27 protein-coding genes are annotated in these 20,739 nt (G+C 29.2%); all 27 read left to right on the top strand.

What is annotated here, in order from left to right:
• The first annotated feature begins 2 nt into the window (after positions 1–2).
• The 27 genes from ACX6CF_RS05900 (at position 3) to ACX6CF_RS06030 (ending at position 20,700) form a co-directional block, all read left to right on the top strand.
• Positions 3–452: a phage tail terminator family protein gene (locus tag ACX6CF_RS05900; RefSeq protein WP_458784381.1), complete on the top strand. Its 450-nt coding sequence runs from the start codon at positions 3–5 to the stop codon at positions 450–452.
• Positions 453–466: 14 nt separating this feature from the next.
• Positions 467–1,546 carry a phage tail sheath C-terminal domain-containing protein gene (locus ACX6CF_RS05905; protein WP_458784382.1) on the top strand — a complete coding sequence of 360 codons (1,080 nt, stop codon included), beginning with the start codon at positions 467–469 and terminating at the stop codon, positions 1,544–1,546.
• 24 nt (positions 1,547–1,570) lie between these two features.
• A complete protein-coding gene (locus tag ACX6CF_RS05910) occupies positions 1,571–1,993 on the top strand; it encodes a phage tail tube protein (protein ID WP_458784383.1) in 423 nt (140 codons plus the stop codon).
• 13 nt (positions 1,994–2,006) lie between these two features.
• Entirely contained in the window at positions 2,007–2,417 is a 411-nt protein-coding gene (locus tag ACX6CF_RS05915) for a phage tail assembly chaperone (protein WP_458784384.1), read from the top strand.
• Positions 2,418–2,642: 225 nt separating this feature from the next.
• Positions 2,643–4,541 (top strand): phage tail tape measure protein, encoded by a 1,899-nt coding sequence (locus tag ACX6CF_RS05920; RefSeq protein ID WP_458784385.1) that lies wholly within the window; start codon positions 2,643–2,645, stop codon positions 4,539–4,541.
• A gap of 12 nt (positions 4,542–4,553) precedes the next feature.
• Positions 4,554–4,964 (top strand): hypothetical protein, encoded by a 411-nt coding sequence (locus tag ACX6CF_RS05925; RefSeq protein ID WP_458784386.1) that lies wholly within the window; start codon positions 4,554–4,556, stop codon positions 4,962–4,964.
• Positions 4,965–4,968: 4 nt separating this feature from the next.
• Entirely contained in the window at positions 4,969–5,949 is a 981-nt protein-coding gene (locus tag ACX6CF_RS05930; protein WP_458784387.1) for an XkdQ/YqbQ family protein, read from the top strand.
• The gene (locus ACX6CF_RS05935) at positions 5,949–6,209 is read left to right on the top strand and encodes a hypothetical protein (RefSeq protein ID WP_458784388.1); all 261 of its coding nucleotides are present in this window, start codon (positions 5,949–5,951) and stop codon (positions 6,207–6,209) included. The genes ACX6CF_RS05930 and ACX6CF_RS05935 overlap by 1 nt, the downstream gene beginning before the upstream one ends.
• Positions 6,210–6,211: 2 nt before the next feature.
• A complete protein-coding gene (locus ACX6CF_RS05940; protein WP_458784389.1) occupies positions 6,212–6,646 on the top strand; it encodes a DUF2634 domain-containing protein in 435 nt (144 codons plus the stop codon).
• A 9-nt stretch (positions 6,647–6,655) separates the two neighbouring features.
• A complete protein-coding gene (locus tag ACX6CF_RS05945) occupies positions 6,656–7,747 on the top strand; it encodes a baseplate J/gp47 family protein (protein WP_458784427.1) in 1,092 nt (363 codons plus the stop codon).
• Entirely contained in the window at positions 7,744–8,289 is a 546-nt protein-coding gene (locus ACX6CF_RS05950; protein WP_458784390.1) for a putative phage tail protein, read from the top strand. Before ACX6CF_RS05945 ends, ACX6CF_RS05950 begins: the two co-directional genes overlap by 4 nt.
• A gap of 25 nt (positions 8,290–8,314) precedes the next feature.
• Positions 8,315–9,796 (top strand): Kelch repeat-containing protein, encoded by a 1,482-nt coding sequence (locus ACX6CF_RS05955; RefSeq protein ID WP_458784391.1) that lies wholly within the window; start codon positions 8,315–8,317, stop codon positions 9,794–9,796.
• 11 nt (positions 9,797–9,807) lie between these two features.
• Complete coding sequence (locus ACX6CF_RS05960; protein WP_458784392.1) at positions 9,808–10,212, top strand: hypothetical protein; 405 nt, start codon at positions 9,808–9,810, stop codon at positions 10,210–10,212.
• Positions 10,213–10,307: 95 nt separating this feature from the next.
• Positions 10,308–10,610 (top strand): hypothetical protein, encoded by a 303-nt coding sequence (locus tag ACX6CF_RS05965; RefSeq protein ID WP_458784393.1) that lies wholly within the window; start codon positions 10,308–10,310, stop codon positions 10,608–10,610.
• A 14-nt stretch (positions 10,611–10,624) separates the two neighbouring features.
• Complete coding sequence (locus ACX6CF_RS05970; protein WP_458784394.1) at positions 10,625–11,437, top strand: S-layer homology domain-containing protein; 813 nt, start codon at positions 10,625–10,627, stop codon at positions 11,435–11,437.
• Between the two features lie 3 nt (positions 11,438–11,440).
• Positions 11,441–11,623 carry a hypothetical protein gene (locus ACX6CF_RS05975; protein ID WP_458784395.1) on the top strand — a complete coding sequence of 61 codons (183 nt, stop codon included), beginning with the start codon at positions 11,441–11,443 and terminating at the stop codon, positions 11,621–11,623.
• Between the two features lie 142 nt (positions 11,624–11,765).
• Positions 11,766–11,954 carry a helix-turn-helix domain-containing protein gene (locus ACX6CF_RS05980; protein WP_458784396.1) on the top strand — a complete coding sequence of 63 codons (189 nt, stop codon included), beginning with the start codon at positions 11,766–11,768 and terminating at the stop codon, positions 11,952–11,954.
• Between the two features lie 413 nt (positions 11,955–12,367).
• Entirely contained in the window at positions 12,368–12,616 is a 249-nt protein-coding gene (locus tag ACX6CF_RS05985; protein WP_458784397.1) for a hypothetical protein, read from the top strand.
• 136 nt (positions 12,617–12,752) lie between these two features.
• On the top strand, positions 12,753–14,126 hold the full coding sequence (mtaB, locus tag ACX6CF_RS05990; RefSeq protein ID WP_458784398.1) for a tRNA (N(6)-L-threonylcarbamoyladenosine(37)-C(2))-methylthiotransferase MtaB: 1,374 nt from the start codon (positions 12,753–12,755) through the stop codon (positions 14,124–14,126).
• A 255-nt stretch (positions 14,127–14,381) separates the two neighbouring features.
• Positions 14,382–14,642 carry an IreB family regulatory phosphoprotein gene (locus tag ACX6CF_RS05995; protein ID WP_458784399.1) on the top strand — a complete coding sequence of 87 codons (261 nt, stop codon included), beginning with the start codon at positions 14,382–14,384 and terminating at the stop codon, positions 14,640–14,642.
• A 201-nt stretch (positions 14,643–14,843) separates the two neighbouring features.
• Entirely contained in the window at positions 14,844–15,269 is a 426-nt protein-coding gene (ruvX, locus tag ACX6CF_RS06000; protein WP_458784400.1) for a Holliday junction resolvase RuvX, read from the top strand.
• A gap of 103 nt (positions 15,270–15,372) precedes the next feature.
• Positions 15,373–15,639: a DUF1292 domain-containing protein gene (locus ACX6CF_RS06005; RefSeq protein ID WP_458784401.1), complete on the top strand. Its 267-nt coding sequence runs from the start codon at positions 15,373–15,375 to the stop codon at positions 15,637–15,639.
• A 171-nt stretch (positions 15,640–15,810) separates the two neighbouring features.
• Entirely contained in the window at positions 15,811–16,254 is a 444-nt protein-coding gene (locus ACX6CF_RS06010; protein WP_458784402.1) for a Fur family transcriptional regulator, read from the top strand.
• A 312-nt stretch (positions 16,255–16,566) separates the two neighbouring features.
• Positions 16,567–18,228, top strand: coding sequence for a ribonuclease J (locus ACX6CF_RS06015; protein ID WP_458784403.1), 1,662 nt, complete (start codon positions 16,567–16,569; stop codon positions 18,226–18,228).
• A gap of 60 nt (positions 18,229–18,288) precedes the next feature.
• The gene (locus ACX6CF_RS06020; RefSeq protein WP_458784404.1) at positions 18,289–18,633 is read left to right on the top strand and encodes a YlbF family regulator; all 345 of its coding nucleotides are present in this window, start codon (positions 18,289–18,291) and stop codon (positions 18,631–18,633) included.
• Between the two features lie 80 nt (positions 18,634–18,713).
• Positions 18,714–19,787: an endolytic transglycosylase MltG gene (mltG, locus tag ACX6CF_RS06025; RefSeq protein ID WP_458784405.1), complete on the top strand. Its 1,074-nt coding sequence runs from the start codon at positions 18,714–18,716 to the stop codon at positions 19,785–19,787.
• 262 nt (positions 19,788–20,049) lie between these two features.
• Entirely contained in the window at positions 20,050–20,700 is a 651-nt protein-coding gene (locus ACX6CF_RS06030; protein WP_458784406.1) for an O-methyltransferase, read from the top strand.
• The last annotated feature ends 39 nt before the right edge of the window (positions 20,701–20,739 follow it).

Genomic DNA, 20,739 nt, shown 5'->3' on the forward strand with positions numbered 1-20,739 from the left:
ATGTGATTAGCATTAATGATATATACAAAGCAATAAAAACAACAGTTATAAATGGATTAAGTAATACCAAATATAACGATGTTGAATTTTCAAGTACTGATATTACAGAAAAAATAATAAGAGCTTGTTTTTATCTCAATTATGCAAGTAATACAATTAAACAGGCTAATTCAAATAGTAAAGATAGAGTTTTAGATGTAGAACTCTTTTTTTTCGCTGAAACTAGAGATAGTAGTCGAATTGATATTATGGCGATGGAGATATTACTAGAAGATATTTTGTTAAAAGATATCAAAGTAAATGATAGATTTTTTATTCCAGTTAATAATGTTAATTTTCGTATTGAAAAGGAGCAGGGTTATTTAATAGCAACTTTTGAATTACACACTATTGAACTAATTGAGGATACATCAAAACATGATCCATTAGAAAAACTAGAAATTAATAAATAGAAAGGAAGGATAAAATGACAACATTACCAAATATATTCGTTAGCTTTAGACAATTAGCGAATACATTTATACAGCGTTCCCAACGAGGGAATGTTATTCTAATTATCAAAGATGGTACAGATAAGACATTTTCACTTAAACAATATAAAGACCTTAAAGAATTTGATGCAGAAAAAGAAAAATACACAGAAGAAAATAGGGTATATATTAAAGACTCATTTATCGGAGCACCTGCTAATGTATATGTATTGAGGATAGATGATGATGCTACATTAACAAGTGATAATTTAGATACACTAAAAGGTCTTAAAACAGGTTGGATAGGTGGACATGAAATATTAAAAGCTGAAACAGATGTGTTAACAGAATGGATTAAAGGTGAAAGAGAAGAACACTATACATTTAAGGCAGTAATTACAGACCCTACTAATGCACCAAAAGATAAAGGAATTGTAGAAATAAATAAAGATATGATAGCCGTTTTTAAAGATGATAGAAACTCTAAAACAGCTAAAGATATTATTCCTACTATATTATCATTATTAGCTGGTGCAAACGTAGAAAAAGGCACAACCTATTTACCATTAAATAACTTAAAAAGTGTTATTAATACAGCAAGTAGTCAAGAAGATATTGAAGCTGGGAAAATGCCTATAATTATGGATGAAAACATTGTAAAAATTGGATTAGGAATTAATTCTCTAACAGAATTTAAGGACAAAGTAGATGATGAAAGATATATTGAAATTGTAGAAGTTCAAGACTTAATCAACGATGACCTTACTAAGACATTTAAAATGTACATAGGTAGAAAAAACAGTTTAGATACACAAATGATTGTTATTTCTGCAACTAATAACTATTTTAAAGAGTTATCAGTTGATGAAATATTAGACCCTAATTTCAATAATAAGTCTAGTATAGATGTAAATTCTCAAAGGGATGAATGGATTATGATTAATCCAGATGCTAGAGAGTGGGATGATACAAAGGTTATTAATAACGTATATAAAAATAAAATGTTCCTAAATGCTAATGTTAAGATATTATTTGCAGTTAAAGACATTCAACTAAATATAACAATGAATAATTAATATTAATGAGAGGAAGTGGAAAAAATGAGTAAAAACAAAAATAGATATTTAGTTGGTGCAAACGGTCATGTTTGGTTGGAAGGTGACTTATTAGCTAATCTAAAAAGTATTGAAAGTAAAATATCTATGAATTTTAATGATGTTTCTTTGGCTGGTACATATAATACAGATAAAGTGTATACTGGTTGGGCTGGTGAAGGAAGCTTAACATTACAAAAAGTTAATTCTAAATTTGTTAAATTATTAGCTGATGGTGCAAAAACAGGTAATATACCAACATTCAATATCATAACTAAATTAGAAGATAAGAATACAGGGAAAAGTGAACGTTATAGCTTAGATGTCATTTTCACTGAATTAACATTAGGTAAATTTGAGGGCAAAGATGAAATAGAGGAAGAGTTACCATTTACTATATTAGATTATGAAGTTTTAACAACTATATAAGGAGGATAATGATATGGCGAAGAATAAAAAAATAACATTGAATGATATTATAGCAAGAAAACAGCAAGGTAAATTGGACAAATTACAGGTAAAAAAGCATTACTGTTCTGAATTAAGTGGTGACATAGAGATACGTAAAATACCATTGAAAGAGATACTTGAATTACTAGAAAAGATTCAACAGGATGATATTGATACTATAGAGACTACTAGACTTAATAGTGAATTAGTTTACAAATGTTGTCCTATAATAAATCAAAATAGTAAAGAATTAATGAACGTATACGAAGTAAAAGACCCATTTTCTTTACCATTGGCAATATTGAACGATAATTTGGGTGAGATGAATAAAATATTAAATTCAATATTAGCATTTTACGGTTTAGATGAAGAAGAAAAAATAGATGATACGATAAAAAACTAATCAGAGGTAATGGAAAATATAGGGGAGAATTAGAATATGTTTCCTATTACCTATCTAGAGGTCACACGCTGGATTATCTACTTAATTTAAAAAATACAGAGAAATTATTTCTAATTGAGTCTATGCTGTATGAACAAGAAAAACAAGTCAAATATGATACAGAAAAATTAAGAGCCATATTTGGAGAGGAGAAATAGCACATCTCCTTATTAGGGGGGTGAGGAATTGGCAAGCAAAACCATAGGTACAGTACTTAATTTGAAAGATAAATTTAGTCCAGCTATAAAGAAAACTAGTAATAATACAAGAAAATTCAACAATCAGTTAAAACACACTAGTAACAGTGTTAAGAAATTTGGTAAGGTCACTAAAAATAACTTCAAATCTATAGCAAAATCTGCTATAGGTCTAGGAGCTGCTTATATAGGAATTAGAAAAGGGATAGAACTAGGAAAAGAAAGTGCAAATTTGGCAAGAGCACAAATAGAAGCAGAGACTAAACTAAAAACAGTCTTGAAGCAAAGAACAGGGGCAACAGACAAGCAAATCAAATCCATATACAAATTAACTTCCTCACAGCAACAACTAGGAGTTATTGGAGACGAGGTTCAAATTGCTGGATTACAACAGTTGGGAACGTTTGTTAAACAGACTGGTACCGTTAAGACATTATTACCAGCCATGAATAATCTACTAGCACAACAAAAAGGATATAATGCAACACAAGGAGATGCAGTTAATGTAGGTAATTTAATGGGAAAAGTTCTAAACGGTCAAGTGGGAGCATTATCTAGAGTTGGTATTAGTTTCAACAAGGCACAAGAAAAAGTATTGAAATATGGAACAGAACAAGAGAAAGCTAAAGTATTAGCACAAGTAATTACAGACAATGTCGGTGATATGAACAAAGAGCTAGCTAGTACAGACCAAGGGAAAATACAGCAAACAACAAACACATTAGGCGATATGAAAGAAGAACTAGGAAAAAGAATTCTTCCATTGCAAGCTAGATTTGCTGGATGGTTTATGACAACCCTTCCCAAAGTTAAAGGAAAAATTAAAGCCATAGTAAAGGTTATATCACCAATAGTTAATAGAATCAAAGATATAATTAAAAACGCTATACAAAAAATCAAAAAAACAATACTCAGACTAAAAGATATTACAATCAAAGTGTTTGATATAGTAAAGCCTATTGTATTAGATATTAAAAACAAAATATTAAAATTAAGGGATTCAATTCTAGAATTAGCTGGTAAAATATTAAAGGATTTACAACCAGTAATAGAAAGGATAAAAGATAATGTATTACCAGCATTAAAAGACGCTCTAAACCTTGTTAAGGATACGATTAAAAAAGTATTAGACATTGCTACAGATACTTTTAATTTTATATCCAAGAATTGGGAGACTATTAAACCATTAGTTCTTGGAATAGCAGGAGCATGGTTAACATACAAAGGAGTAATGTTTGCATTTACGTTAGTAACAAAAGGGGCAGCTATAGCACAATGGGCGCTTAATGTAGCTATGAATGCAAATCCTATAGGAATAATAATAACTGGAATTGGTTTGCTTGTGGGAGCAGGAATATTATTAGCTAAAAATTGGGACACAGTAAAAGCCAAAGCATCTGAATTATGGGAAGGGATTAAAAATGCATTCGCACCAGTAGGAGAGTTTTTCGGTAACGTGTTTGGTGGTATAAAAGACGGACTAAAATCTGCTATTAACTTTGTAATAAGAGGTATTAATGGACTGACAAAAGGACTCAACAAAATACATTTCAAAACACCAGATTGGATACCAGGTATAGGTGGTAAAGAGTTTGGTTTTAACATCAAGCCGATTCCAGAATTTGCATTAGGTACTCACTATTTTAAAGGTGGATTAGCTAGAACGGATGAACGTGGTGGAGAAATAAAACAGTACCCCAATGGTACAAAAATATATCCACATGATGAATCTGTAAAAATGGCTAGAGAAGAGGGCAGAAAAGAGAGTGATGGTCTAAATATAACTGTAATAGTCCAAGGTAATATGGTAGGAAATGAAAGTTTTGCTAATGAAGTAGGTTGCATCATATGGAACAAGATTAAAACAGCTAAAGCGATAACAGTTTAGAGGTGGGATAGAATGGATATATACTTTAGCACATTAGATAGAAGTAAGGTTATGCAGTTACCAGTAATACCCCCTAATATGCCCGAAATAAATGGAACAATGACTAATGAAGAATTTGTGACAACTACTGGTACAATAACATTACTAGGTAATAGAGCACCTTTTAGTACATCTATACAGTCATTTTTCCCAACAAAAGAGTATTATTTTGCTAAAAATAAAATAAATGGCTGGGAATATGTTAACTTCTTTAATGGTATAAGAAACAAAAAAGAATTATTAAGGTGCTCTTTCATAAACAATGAAAATGTAGATTATCTTAATAAAGTAATAACAATAGAAAACTTTGTTTATTATGCAGATAAAATTGGTGACATACAATATACGCTTGATATTAAGGAGTTCAAAACATTTAGGGGGTAATTAAATGCATAAATTCTATTTAACTAAATATAGTGAATCAACTCCGTATGATATAACTAATTATATGAACAACATAACATGGAGTGATGATATTGATACAGTAGCAGAAACATTTACTTTTGATTATGTTTATAATGATACAAAGTATTTTAAAGAGATAAATATACTTGCTGTAGGAGATATTGTTAGTAGATACTACAATGGAAAAGAGATATCAAGATATATTATAGTTACTGAAACCAATGGTATAAATTCAATAAACTACAGTTGTATTGACTTTGGATGGTATCTAAATAATGATATACTGATTCAATTCTATAATAATACAGCTAGTAGTTGTATTGAAAAAATATTAGATAAATACGATATCAAGCATAATATAACTTACATACCAACAATAATTACAAAGATATATAAAGATGAAACAATAATAGATGTGATAGCAGATATATTAGGTAAAGCTACACAAGAATTAGGGATGAAATATTATGTTGAAATGATATTAGATACTCTTTATATAACTGAACAAGCTAATAAATTAATTAATCCTAGCTGGATATTAAGTGATGGTACTATTGTAGATATTAATAATCTGATCAGTAATCCAAGTAATGCTAAATCTATTGAGGATATGAAGAATAAAATTGTTGTAGCAAGTCAAGATGAAAATAGTACTTATATATTGGCTAGTGAATCAGATACAAATAGTATAGCTAAATATGGATTATTGCAAGATATGATTACTGTAGACGATAAAGAACGAGTGAAATCATATAACATAGCTAAACAACAACTAAAACTACAAAATAAAATACAATCCGATATATCAATAGAAACCTTGGGGCACATAGACTTAAAAAGTGGAAGAAGAATTATTATTGATGAACCCATCACTAAAATACATGGTAATTATCTTATCAAAAGTGTTAGTAATAGCTTAACCAATGGTATATGGAAAGCTGGACTAACTTTGGAGGTGTTATGATGGAAAGTTGGGCTAATGAATGGGGTAAAGAAATGAAAGGTAAGAGTCATAACAGTTTACCTATTATTGCAAGGGTGACCCAAATATCACCTTTAGAACTATCTATATACAGTGGAAATGTTATACTTTATCCCAGTAATATTTATATAACCAAAACTATACAGACCTATTTAGAACTTAATAAGATTATCATAAATGATAAAGTAATGGTTATAGAAACAGAAGGTCAAAAGTATTTTGCAGTTGATAAGGTGGTGTAAATATGGCTATATTTCCAAAAATAAATATTAACCCAGTAAATATAGAGACATCTACTGACATGAAAGTGTTAGGTAGGTGTTTCTTATTTAATTACAATGAAAATAAGTATATTTTAGAAAATGGTAAATTAGTTGAATGTACAGTAAGTGAAGCTATAAATCAATGGATTGAATTAATATTACAAAGCTATAAGAATGAATATAAAGTATACCAAGATACAGACTTTTTTTGTAATATAAAAGATTTGATAGGTCAAAAACCTAATGCTTTTGTTATAGCTGAATTAAAAAGAGAGATAAAAGAATCTATACTTAAGCATAGGTATATTGATAGTTTAAATAGTATTGACATACAGGTGAGTAAAAACAAACTGATATGTAAGTTTAATGTTACTCTAGTAGATACTAATAATTTACAAAGTGAGGTGATTGTATAGGTGTATAAGATGAAAACAACTGATGATATATGTAAGGAGATTTTAAATAATATTAGTGATGATTACGAAAAATCTACAGGATATTTACTTGCTGATCTAACAAGAAGTTTTGCTATAGAATTAACTAAAGTACATGAAAAAATTGATAATATGATAGGTAAGATTGATGTAGATAATTTGAAAGGAAATGAATTGACTAAATATGTTTTCCAAAGAAAAGGAATAGAACGTAATCTTTCTACTAGAGCAAAATCAATAGTAACATTAATTACTAATGGAGCAGTAAGGATTAATAAAGGTGATTTGTTTTCTACTCCAAACAATATACAATTTGTAAGTATTGAGACTAAGACAATAACTAATAACGGTAAAATAATTGTTGAATGTACAGAGGATGGCATTATAGGGATGGTTGGAGCAAATAGTATAACTAAAATGCCTATAACAATAGCTGGTGTTACAAATGTTACTAACGAACAAGCTAGTTATGATGGTTTTGAAGAAGAAACAGACCAGCATCTAAGAGCTAGATATTATAGTGCATTAAGAGAACCAGCTACATCGGGTAATAAGTTCCACTATTTACAATGGGCTAAAGAAGTTGATGGAGTTGGAAATGCTAGAGTATTCCCATTATGGGATGGTGATAACACTGTTAAAGTCGTGATAATTAATTCTAATATGCTACCAGCTAGTTTAGAGTTAGTTAATAAGGTACAAGAATATATAGACCCCCTAGATGAAATCACACATTTACCCCAAGGAAAGGGAGTAGGAGTTGCACCAATAGGAGCTCATTGTACCGTAGAAAGTGCAATTCAAAAAAATATTGTAATAAAGATAAAAGTAACTAAACAAAGTGGTTATTCAGATGATGAAATAAAAACTAACATTAGTAATAGCGTAAAAGAGTATCTAAAGACTATTGCTTTTACTAATAATAATCAAGCAGATTATATAAGCTATGCAAAAACAGGAAGTATTATATTAAATACAGAGGGTATAATTGATTGGACAGAATTATATATAAATGAAGAAACTGCTAATATTTCTTTGTTATTAAATGAAGTTGCAGTATTAACAGAGGTGATAATGCTATGATAAAGCAGGAACTAATTAATAATCTAACAAAACTTTATAAAAATGACCCATATGTAAATGAGGTGCTAACTTCTGTAGGGTTAAATCTGGATAACATAGAAGCAGAACTTAAAAGCTTGGAAAAAGAATACTGGTTCGATTCTATGTCTTTATTTGGAATAAATATTATTGAGAAACAGTTAGAATTTAACACTAATCCAAAGGATAATATAGAAGATAAACGAAGCCAGATTGAAGCAAGATGGAAAGCAAATGGTAAAGTCAATCTTAATATGATACAAAAAGTATGTAGTAGTTGGAAAAACGGACAAGTAACAATAAGTTTTACCAATGGTAAGATTAAATTAGATTTTAATAGTACACATGGTATCCCAGATGATTTAGAAGGATTGTTGGACATATTAGATGAAATTAAACCAGCACATTTAGGTTTGATCTATGTTTTTAAATATTGGCTCATAGAGGATATAAAAACATGGACAGTTGAAGAGTGGCAAAGTAAGAGTATAGAAGAATTTGCATTTAATATAGAAAGAGGGTGATATTATCAGTACACAAACAACTAATTTGACATTATTTAAGTACGATGTTGAAACAGATGGAAAAAGCACTTTCAATATAGATACATCACTAAACGAAAATTGGGATAAGATTGATAATAAGTATAAGGAGCAGGAGAACAGTATTAAGGAAGTTAGTGCGTCTATGGCTGATATTGCGAACGAAGTAAATGATATTGCGTATAAAACTGTAGGTGGTTCAGCTAATGCAATAACAGTAACTAAACAAGGATTTATGCTTACAGATGGTCAGTATGTAGAGTTTAAGGCTACAGCTAATAACACATGGAATACAACTATTAATGTTGATGGATTGGGTGTAAAATCGCTTAGAAATGAAGATGGGGAACAACTATCTAGTGGTGATATAGAAGCCAATAAGTACTATAAGGCTATCTATAATAGTGGCAGTGATTTTTTTCAATTAGCCCCTAGAGGTGGGGGCAAGATAGAGTTTAATAATGTTACACCCCGTACACTTATTGAATATTGGAGTACAAAAACAAATATACCCACCAATAGGGCAGATTTAACATCAAGTGTAGTAAATAATAAAATATATGTTATTGGTGGTAATGGTGGCTTAGATAAAAATGAAGAATATAATCCAACGACTAATACATGGAATGTAAAAGCAAATATGCCTACGGCTAGACAAGGTTTAACATCAAGTGTAGTAAATAATAAAATATATGTTATTGGTGGTAATGGTTCTAGTACTGCTGCTTACTATGCAAATGAAGAGTACAACCCTTCGACTAATACATGGAACAGTAAAGCAAATATACCTGAAATTATACGTGATTCAACATCAGGTGTAGTAAATAATAAAATATATGTTATTGGTGGTTATGGTAGTTCAAGTGCCCTTTCTACCAATAAAGAATATACCCCAGCTACTAATACGTGGAGCGACAAAACTGCTATGTCAAGAAGACTAAATTCAACATCAAGCGTAGTAAATAATAAAATATATGTTTTTGGTGGTGAACCTGAATTTAGTGGTGTTTCGTGTTTCCAAATAAATGAAGAATATAATCCCTCTACAAATACACGCAGTGTAAAAGCAAACATGCCTAGAGCTAGGTCAAACTTAACATCAAGTGTAGTGAATAATAAAATATATGTTATTGGTGGACGTGGTGGCTTAGATAACAATGAAGAATATAATCCAACGACTAATACGTGGAGTACAAAGGTAAATATGCCTACAGGTAGGTCACATTTAACATCAAGTGTAGTAAATAATAAAATATATGTTTTTGGTGGTTGTACATATCAATATAATTCTATATTAAATACAAACGAGGACTATAACCCATCTCCAAACTTTATAGGATATATAAACACAGGTAATACATTATTATTAAATAAAGTATCTACTGTTAATAATCAATTTATACCGGCAAATACAAAAACCAAGGTTGCTTCAAATGGATTTATTGAAACCATATCAAATGATACTGTAACTGGATATATACAATTATAGGAGGGATTTTTATGAGTATAACTAAATTACAATTCAAAGAAACCGATTATTATAAACAGCATACAGCAGAACAAAAAACAGAATTAATAGGTCATTTTAATAACGTTAATCAAGAAGAATTAAAAACAGAATTAAGAAGTATTTTTAGAGGAGAAGTTTATAATAAATCGGCAACTATTAATGGCATAGATTCACAAACAATATTAGAAGGATTATCAGAAAATGCACAAGTATACTTAATTTATATAGATGGTTTGCTTGTGTATCTGCAAAAGTATGACCCATTTCAAATAGGAAATGTGGAAATGGCAACCGAAACTATTCAAAGTATTATTGACAAGCACATAGAAAACTTAGTCAATGATAAATTAACGGGAAAAGTAATAGAAAATATAGATTTATTAGTAAGTTTTTAATGCGCAATAGGATACTTATACGTAATAACTAAATTTATTGAAGTCGGTTAATACCGACTTTTTATTATACCTATTAATATGAAAGGTGGAATTAAATGAGTGATTATTGTATTGAACATGCAACCGCCATAAAAGAAAACGAACAGCGAAGTAAATCTAATCAGCACAGAATAGAAACATTAGAAGAAAACCAAAAAATTTTACATGATATGAATAAAAATATTGCTGTAATAGCTAAGCAGACAACAGGACAGGATGAACAAATTAAAGAAGTTAAGAATGATGTAAAAGAGTTAAAAGATAAACCAATAAAACGATGGGATTTAATTGTTGCTACAATAATAACAGCAGTAACAACAGCACTTGCTACAGCTATAGTAGCAGGGGTTATAAAATAGAAAGGGTTGATTGAGTGAAAGAAAAAATATTAAAAATCTACAATAATTATATTATCAAGAATCCAAGTCTTAGAAATAAAAATGTTATATTGATGCTTGAAGGCTTAGGGACTTACAAAGGTAAAGCGACAAAGAACATTACACTACACCCTAAAGGCAGAATGGGAGCTATATTTGCTGTAATAACAAAAGATGGAGAATTATTTTATACTACTTGTGCCAGTACTTTACCAGATATACCAATGGGAATTGGTAAATATAATACTGGAACTCCAACACCTACATTAAAAGCTGGTATTTATAAAGTATATAGTACATTACATCATGGTAAATATCCTGCTATGGAGGTTGGGCTAGGAAACGAAGGAGTTCCAGTAGTTAGAATCAAAGGGAATCCTAGATCATCTGGCATTAATGTACATTCTAGACCTTATGATGATTACAAAAATATTGCTTGTAGTGCTGGGTGTCCAACAATATTAGAAAGTGAATTTCTTAGAATGCTAGAAATTCTTGGAGTTACTAAAAATGGACATTTTAAAGGCAGTGGACGATTTATAGCTAATTTGATTATTGATAGAAGCAAAATAGATGAAGGGTTAGTGAAGCTTTACAAGGATACATACGGTAAAGCTTTTTTTGATGTTTTTAACATTAATATTCCTACAGATATACATAAACATTGGGCTAAGAATAACATTATAGAAGCAATTGAGAATGGTTTAATGAATGGTTATCCAGATGGAATATTCAAGCCAGATCAACTAGTTACTAGGGCAGAATTAGCAACTGTAGTAGTTAATTTATTAAGAAAGGTAGGTAAATAGTTTATGAAAGAAAAAATAACAGCTTTATTAGAGGTCAGAAAGATTATAGCATTACTTGTTACTACATTATTTATTATTCTATCTATTATGGGTAAAATTGCAACAGATAAAGTCTTTGAAATAGTTTTGATGGTAATTACATTTTATTATGCTAAATCTACAGCACTAGACAAACCACAGCAATAATAGGTTAATACTAAAAGAGTCTAGTATAATTGATGTAGACTCTTTTAGTTAAGCTTATTACCATATGTTACCACTATACTTTACTATACTAACATACGAAATATATTATATAGACATCATGTAGACTACTAGAGGTGACCTAATGCGATTACTAATAAGAGAGTTTAGGGTAAAACAAGGGTTAAGTCAAATAGAACTTGCGAAAAAAATAGGTATTTCTAATGGATATTTGTCTGAAATAGAATCTTATAAAAAATCCCCTAGAGTTTCAACATTAGAAGACATTGCAAAAGTTTTAGGGGTTAAAGTTAAGGACTTAATGGATGAATAAAAGGCAGAATGTTCTTTAAACTTTCATAAACATGAAAGAGGTCAAAAGCATTATCTATATTTCTTTTATATTCAGTAATCATTGGAGTATTCCAAGGTGTATAATATATATAACAGCTGTTATTAACAATAATTTGAGTTCCATAAGATTATTGGTTTATTTGCTACTAGTCTGGACTAAATAAACCTTATATTAGGAGAGTGACTTGTAAAGGGCATACAATGACCTAATATCTATGGTTGAGTAAAACAATTTAAGATTAATCCTAATTTAGAGGGTGTTTGTATTGATATAAACTAAATTGGGAGGAATGAGTATGGTTAAAGTACTTCCTTCTAGACAGAACATATGTTCGGGTGTATAATATTACTAGATGCACTTGGTAATACATGGAAGAGACAGGAGGAATTATAATGACTGAATTACTTGCTTCAAAAATAGAAGCAAAAAAAATTCTAGAGGATATCAAAGAACACCCAGATCATTTTAAGGATTATAATTTGGAAGCTATATATAAACATTTGTTAAATATGGAAATTACATATCTTACTGGGTGTGATGTAAAAAGAATGGAGAATATACCTAGAAAATATTTAAAACAGATTCGCATTTTCATAAAAAACATATTGCAATATTGTGTTGATAGGCAGGTAGTCAAATAGACTATCTGCTTTATTTTTATTGTTTTTTAATACATTTTCAATATGTACATTAATAAGGAAGAAAAAAATTTTAAGTTGATTACTTGTCTACTGTGTGATAGATTATATCTAGGCAAAAACAGGAGGAAATAATCTTATGAAAGATATTAACATAGAAAAAGTTGACTTATCATTAAGTAACGAAGAGTTTTATAAAAGATATAAGCGTAAAAAACTCGTATCTACACATACACTCGGCTGCAAAGTTAATCAGTACGAGACTGAAGCTATGGAAGAATTGTTTGAAAAAGCGGGATATGAGATAGTGAATTTTAGAGATATTGCTGATATATATGTTGTTAATACATGTACCGTTACTAATGTTGCCGATAAAAAATCTAGGCAAATGTTATCAAAAGCAAAACATAATAATGAAGGGGCAATTATTATAGCAGTAGGATGCTATGCTCAGATAGCAAAAGACAAGTTAATAAAAGATAATAATATAGACTTAGTAATCGGTAGTAACAATAAAAATAAAATAGTTTCTCTAGTAGAAGAATATATGCATAAAGGAAATAAAATCAATGTAGTTGAAGACATAGGAAAAACAACTGAATACGAGGATATCCTAATCACTAAAGTAAATGATAAAACAAGAGCTTATATTAAGATACAAGATGGTTGTAATCAATTCTGTTCTTATTGTATTATTCCATACACACGAGGAAGAATAAGAAGTAGAGAAATACCTAGTATTATAAAAGAGGTTAATACTTTAGCGAGTAAAGGATATCATGAAATTGTTTTAACAGGTATACACCTAGCATCATATGGAAAAGACTTAGATAACACTTCATTAGTAGATCTTTTAGTAATATTGAATGATATAGATGGAATATTGAGGATTAGACTTGGGTCGTTAGAACCTACATTAATTACAGATGATTTTATTTCAGAGATTTCAAAATTGAATAAAATATGTCCGCATTTTCATTTGTCACTTCAAAGCGGTTGTGATGCAACCTTAAAAAGAATGAATAGAAAGTATACTACAGAGGACTTTAATAAAAATGTGGAAATAATAAGGAATACCTATGATAATCCATCAATAACAACTGATATAATAGTTGGTTTTCCAGGAGAAACGGATGAAGAATTTAACAATACTCTAGATTTTGTCAGGAAAATAAGTTTTAGTGGAATACATGTTTTTAAATACTCTATGAGAAAAGGTACCAAAGCTGCAGAGAGAAACGACCAAATAGATCCTAGGATAAAAACTGAAAGAAGTCATATATTAACTAATGTTCAAAGTAAAATAAGAGAAAAATTTTTTAAGGGCTTTATTAATAAAGAGGTTGAAGTATTGTATGAAGAAGAATATATAATGGATGGTAAAAAATGTTACCATGGATTTACAGATAATTATATAAAAGTAAAAGTATTCAGTGATAATAATATACAAAATAAACAATTATCAACTAAGATTATAAAAATTGAAGATGAAAACCTAGTTGGAAGTATATAATAACGCTACATTAAAATAATATTACAAAGCAAATTTTAATTGTATTTTACTTACATATATATTAATATATAGTATAAGGAATATGAAAGTACGATATTTTAAATTAAGTTGCATAAAAGCAAGTCATTATTAATAGTATTTAATATATAATTAACTAATACTATTTATAAAGGGTAGAGTTAAATAATTGCTTTTTTAAATAATAGGATAAAAAAAGGCTAGATTCGAGAGAATTTAAGTGAGGATGTGATATGGGTGAAAAGCATTAATAATACTCAATTTTTTAAAAAATTTGAAAAAGAACCAGAAGACGCAAAAGAAATTATAGTAAGTGTATACGAAGCCCTTACAGAGAAAGGATATAACCCTATTTCTCAAATTGTAGGTTACATTTTATCTGGTGATCCTACTTATATCACTAGCCATAAAAATGCTAGAAGTTTAATAAGTAAAGTTGAAAGAGATGAACTATTAGAAGAATTGGTAAAAAATTATATAGACAATAATTGCAAGTAGTCGTATAATATAAAAGTTAAAATAAATAGTTGAGTATACTATTCTTGATGAAAAGTGTGCAAATGCACACTTTTATTATCCTATTGGAAAGTTAGTAAGTGTATAAGTAAGTAGTTTCTTATGTGTATCAAGTAAACTTTCTTGTTGGTTGGAATTTTCGTTTTAGTATAATTTAATAGAAGAAAAGTTGGATGTGATTAAATGCGTATTTTAGGCTTGGATTATGGTAGCAAAACATTAGGTGTGGCAGTAAGTGATCCTTTTGGTTGGACTGCTCAAGGGATAGAAACTATAAATAGAAAAGATGAAAATAATCTAAAATCAACAATTGCAAGATTAGTTGACATTATAAATGAGTATAATATAGAAAAGATAGTATTAGGACTTCCTAAAAACATGAATAATACATCTGGAGAAAGAGTAGATAGGACCTTATATTTTAAAAATAGATTAATGAAAGAATTTTCAATACCTGTAGAAACATGGGATGAAAGATTAAGTACTATAGGAGCTAAAAGATCTCTCTTAGAAGCTGATTTAAGCAGAAAAAAACAGAGTAAAGTTATAGATAAAATGGCAGCTGTTTTTATTTTACAAGGATATCTTGACAATTTACAACGAAATTAATAGAATATATTAATGTGATTAATAAATAAAGAATAAAAATATTTTGATATATATTGTTATAAACTAAAAATAAATTGTTAATAATTTGAAAGGTGGATTTTTTGTGGAAACTATTGTATTTACGTTTGAAGAGACTGGTGAAGATGTAGAGTTTGCAATTTTAAGTTCTTTAGAATATGATGAAGAGACATATTTATTAGCTGTAGAAAAAGATGAATTGGAATTGGATGATATGACAGCTTATGTGTTAAAAGCAATTAGCATTGATGGCGAAGATGTTATATATGAGATAGTGGATGATGACGATGAACTGTTACCAATTAGTGAAAAACTAATGGATTTAGTTGAAGATATTGATATAGAGATATAGCACCAAATTTGACAAAATGTTGTTAGAGATTTATAATTATATTATCTATATTTTATGTTAATATTGATTGTATACTAATTAATAACTACAATTATACTATGAGAAGATATATGCTTAAATAAATGTTATATAAAATTAAAAGTATATTAAAATGAGTATGGGGGAATATACGTGTCTGTTAGCAGTGAAGATTTTAAGAAAATGTTGAAAGAAAAAGGATTTAAACTTACTACCCAAAGAAGAACTGTGTTAGATGTACTTCAAAATAATGAAGGCGATCATTTAACTGCTGAGGAGATTTACGAGATAGTAAGGAAGAAGTGCCCCGAAATCGGACTAGCTACTGTATATAGGACTATACAACTCTTGCATGAGTTAAAATTAATAGATAAATTAAACTTAGACGATGGATTTATAAGGTATGAAATTGGTAAGTTTAATGATGATAATCACCATCACCATCACCATCATTTAATCTGTGAAAGATGTGGTAAAGTAATAGAAGTGGAAGATGATTTAATGGAATCCATTGAAATTGGATTTGAATCAAAATATAATTTCACAGTTACGAATCACAAAGTAAAATTTTATGGTATTTGTAGAAACTGTAAATAATTATCAATGTACGGGATGATTTACATTGTGAGATATATTTTTTAAGTGAAAAATATATCTTTCAATGCAATGTTTAATTTAAAGGATATAATATTTGAATAGGTAGTACATAGTGATATCTTCGTATTATTCGAAATTTAGTAAGAAAATAAGAAGTTTTAGACTATGCAAAAATTGTAACATTTTAAGTTGAACACGAAAAGATAATTTCTTATGCTATATGCTATAGGAACTTCTGCTTTTAAGCATTCGAAATAGAATCTGATTGGATGTAAATAAAGAAATTATCTTACTAATTTAGGAGGTGTCAGTTTGACAAAAAAACAAGCAAAACTTAAAATTATACCTTTAGGCGGACTTGAGCAAATAGGTATGAATATTACTGCTTTTGAATATAACAATGAAATAATTGTTGTTGATTGCGGTATAGCATTTCCAGAAGACGAAATGCTAGGGATAGATTTAGTAATCCCAGATGTAACATATCTAAAGGATAACATAGAGAAGGTAAAGGGTATTGTTCTAACTCATGGGCATGAAGATCATATCGGAGCATTACCATATGTTCTTCGTGATGTTAATGTGCCTATATATGGTACGAAATTGACAATTGGGTTAGTTGAGAATAAATTAAAGGAACATAATATGTTGAAAAGTGTTAAAAGAAGATGTATTATGCCTGGTCAATTTATTACTTTAGGTTCTTTTAGAGTTGAGTTTATAAGAACTAATCATAGTATAGCAGATGCTGTAGCACTAGCTATAACTACACCTGTTGGTGTTGTAATCCATTCAGGGGATTTTAAGATTGACTATACACCAATTAGAGGTGAAGCAATTAATCTACAAAGATTCGCTGAATTAGGTAGAAAAGGTGTACTTTTATTTATGGCTGATAGTACTAATGTTGAGAGAAAAGGCTACACTATGTCTGAAAGGACTGTAGGAGAATCATTAGATGATATATTCTTAGATTCAGAAAACAGGAGAATAATAGTAGCTACTTTTGCTTCTAATGTTGATAGAGTACAACAAATTATTTGGACAGCAGAAAAATTCAATAGAAAAGTTGTTGTTGAAGGAAGAAGCATGATAAATGTAGTTAAAACAGCAATTGAATTAGGATATTTGAAAGTACCAGATAAAATGATGATTGGTGTAGAAGACATTAATAAATACAAAGATGGACAGTTAGTTATTATTACTACTGGAAGCCAAGGCGAAGCAATGGCAGCCCTATCTAGAATGGCTTCATCTGTACACAGAAAGATAGAGATAAAAGAAGGGGATAAAATAATATTTAGCTCTAAACCAATTCCAGGAAATGAAAAAACAGTTTCTAAAGTAATTAATGAATTATATAGAAAAGGTGCTAAAGTAGTCTGCGAAGATACTCATGTTTCAGGACATGCTTTACAGGAAGAACTAAAATTACTTCATACTTTAGTTAAACCAAGATATTTTGTTCCTGTACACGGCGAATATAGACATCTAGTTAAACACGCTGAATTAGCTGAAAGTATTGGTATGAAAAGAGATAATATTTTTATACTTTCTAGTGGAGACGTTTTAGAGATTAATAAAGAGGGCGGTAAAGTAACTGGTAAAGTACCTGCGGAACAAATTCTAGTTGATGGTCTAGGAGTTGGAGATGTTGGTAATATTGTTTTAAGAGATAGACAGAAACTTTCACAGGATGGATTATTAATAGTTGTTGTTACTTTGCAAAAACAAACTGGACAAATATTGTGTGGTCCTGATATAATATCAAGAGGATTTGTGTATGTTAGAGAATCAGAAGATTTGATGCTAGAAGCTAGAAAAGTTGTTAAAGAAGCATTGGATCAATGTAATAAGAAGAGAATAACTGATTGGTCTAAAATAAAAGGTGTTGTTAGAGATGCTCTAAGAGACTATCTATGGACACAAACAAAAAGAAGTCCTATGATTTTACCTATTATAATGGAAGTTTAGATTGTATGAAGATAGATTAAAATAAATATTTTTATTTAGATATTGAGAGGATGCTAATTTGTGGATTATATAAAAGAAACAAAAACTTATGTTGAGAAAATAAAACATTTGAAAGAATATACTGATTATCAAAATTGCAAGAATGTAATAGAATTTAATCCACAGTTACAACAAAATGTTAATGAATACAAGAAGAAGTCTTTTAATATCCATATAGAATATGGTGATGGTTCTTTTGAATGTTATGAAAATATGTTGAAACTTAACAAAGAATATAATGAAATTATTGAACTGCCAGAGGTAAAGAAATTTCTAGAAGCTGAGAACAAATTATCTAAGGTGATTGAAGAGATTTATGATCTCATAGCTAAGGAAATTAAGTTCAATATTTCATTCATTGAATAAATCCGTTAATGATACATTTATGAACTATAATAATACTTGAGACTTGATACGGATTGAGTTAACCAGAAAGGTGACAAAATATGAATAATAAAAAAGGTTTAATTATAGGGTTACATGCTTTATCAAAAGTTGTAATATTGATTGTGGCCGTATTTACTATATATTTTGCAGGAAGATGGGTATATGATTACTCTTATAAGTTAATGGCTAAAACTCCTGCTGAAGATATAGTTGTTAAAACAGTGGACATAAAAGTACCAAAGGGTACTTCATCAAAAGAAATTGCAAAGATATTGCATGATAATGAATTAATTAAAAATACTTATTATTTTATATTCTACTCTAAGCTTTCAGGTAAAGAGAATAAATTTCAGTATGGTGATTATACATTGAATACTGGAATGACAGATGAAGAAATTGCTGACATATTAACCACTCAAGGAGCAAAAAAAGAAACAATAAAATTTACTATACCAGAAGGTTACACAGTTGCGCAAATAGCTAGAAAGCTGTCTAAAGAAAATATATGTAAAGAATCTGAATTTTTGGATGCTGTGAATAATGTATCTTATGATTATAGATTTATCAATGAAATACCTGATAGAAACTTGAAGTTACAAGGTTATTTATTCCCATCTACTTATGAGATCTATACTGATGCAACTGCTAAAGATATTGTTAGTATTATGTTAAAACAATTTGATAAAGTTTTTAAAGATGAATACTATGAAAAAGCAAAAGAACTAGGTTATGACGTAGATGATATAATAACTATTGCTTCTATTATTGAAAGAGAAGTAAGAGTTGATTCAGAAAGAGAAGTGGTTTCTGGAATTATATATAATAGGTTGAAAAAACCTATGAAACTACAGATGTGTTCTACAGTTATGTATGCTCTTGATAAACCTAGGGAAAGATTGTTATATTCAGATTTGGAAATAGAATCACCATACAATACGTATATGAACACGGGTCTTCCTGTTGGACCTATTTCTAATCCAGGTCAGCGTTCAATAGAAGCAGCTCTTTTTCCAACTGAGAGTGATTATTTGTATTTTTCTCTCAAAAATGCTGAGACTGGAGAACATGAATTTAATCAAACTTTAAATGCTCATAATAAAGTTAAAGGTAAATTACAAAAAGAATTTTATTAAAAGTATAATTACACAATAAATATAAATAAGAACTTTACTATATAATAAAAAGGGTTGTCTCATAATACATTTTACGTTAATATACTAGTAAGATAGACTCTGTTTGGTGGTAAGCTATGCTATGAAAGGTATAGCACAGACCCTTTTAAACAGAACGATAAAGGATTTTATTATTAACAGAGTCTATCGTATAAAAGTTACTAGATAAAGTAAATGTATTCTGAGACAGCCTTTTAAATTTAGTCCTATAAGGAGTTTAACAATGAGCGAAATAACTTATCAATATATAAGAGACTATCTAATGGCAATAGAACCAGAGGATGATACTATTATTCGTACAATAAGGAACGAAGCCATTGATAATAATGTTCCCATAATTAAATCAGAGGTAAAGAACTTATTAAAATGGATATTAGCAATACATAAGCCTAGTAAAGTACTGGAAATAGGTACTGCTGTTGCTTATTCCTCAATCATCATGAGTGACTTTATTGATCCAAATGGTTGTATAACCACTATTGAGAGGTCAGAAGAGATGATTGAGAAAGCAAAAGAAAATATAAGAAAAGCTGGTAAAGAAGATGTTATAACATTATTAGAAGGGGATGCTGGTGATATTCTAACGTCTATTGATAATACTTTTGATATTATATTTATGGATGCTGCTAAAGGGCAGTATTTAACTTTTTTGCCAGAATGTCTTAGATTACTGAAAAATGGTGGTATACTTATATGTGATAATGTTCTACAAAATGGTACAGTAGCAAAGTCGAGATTTAGTGTTCCAAGAAGGCAAAGAACAATACACAATCGTATGAGAGAATTTTTATGGGAGTTGAATCATAATAAGAACTTTCAAACGTCAATACTTCCTATTGCTGATGGAGTAACACTTAGTTATAAAAAATCATAATAACTTAATTAACATATAGCTTGAGAGGAGAGGCAAACA

The sequence above is a fragment of the Vallitalea sediminicola genome (assembly GCF_054408565.1).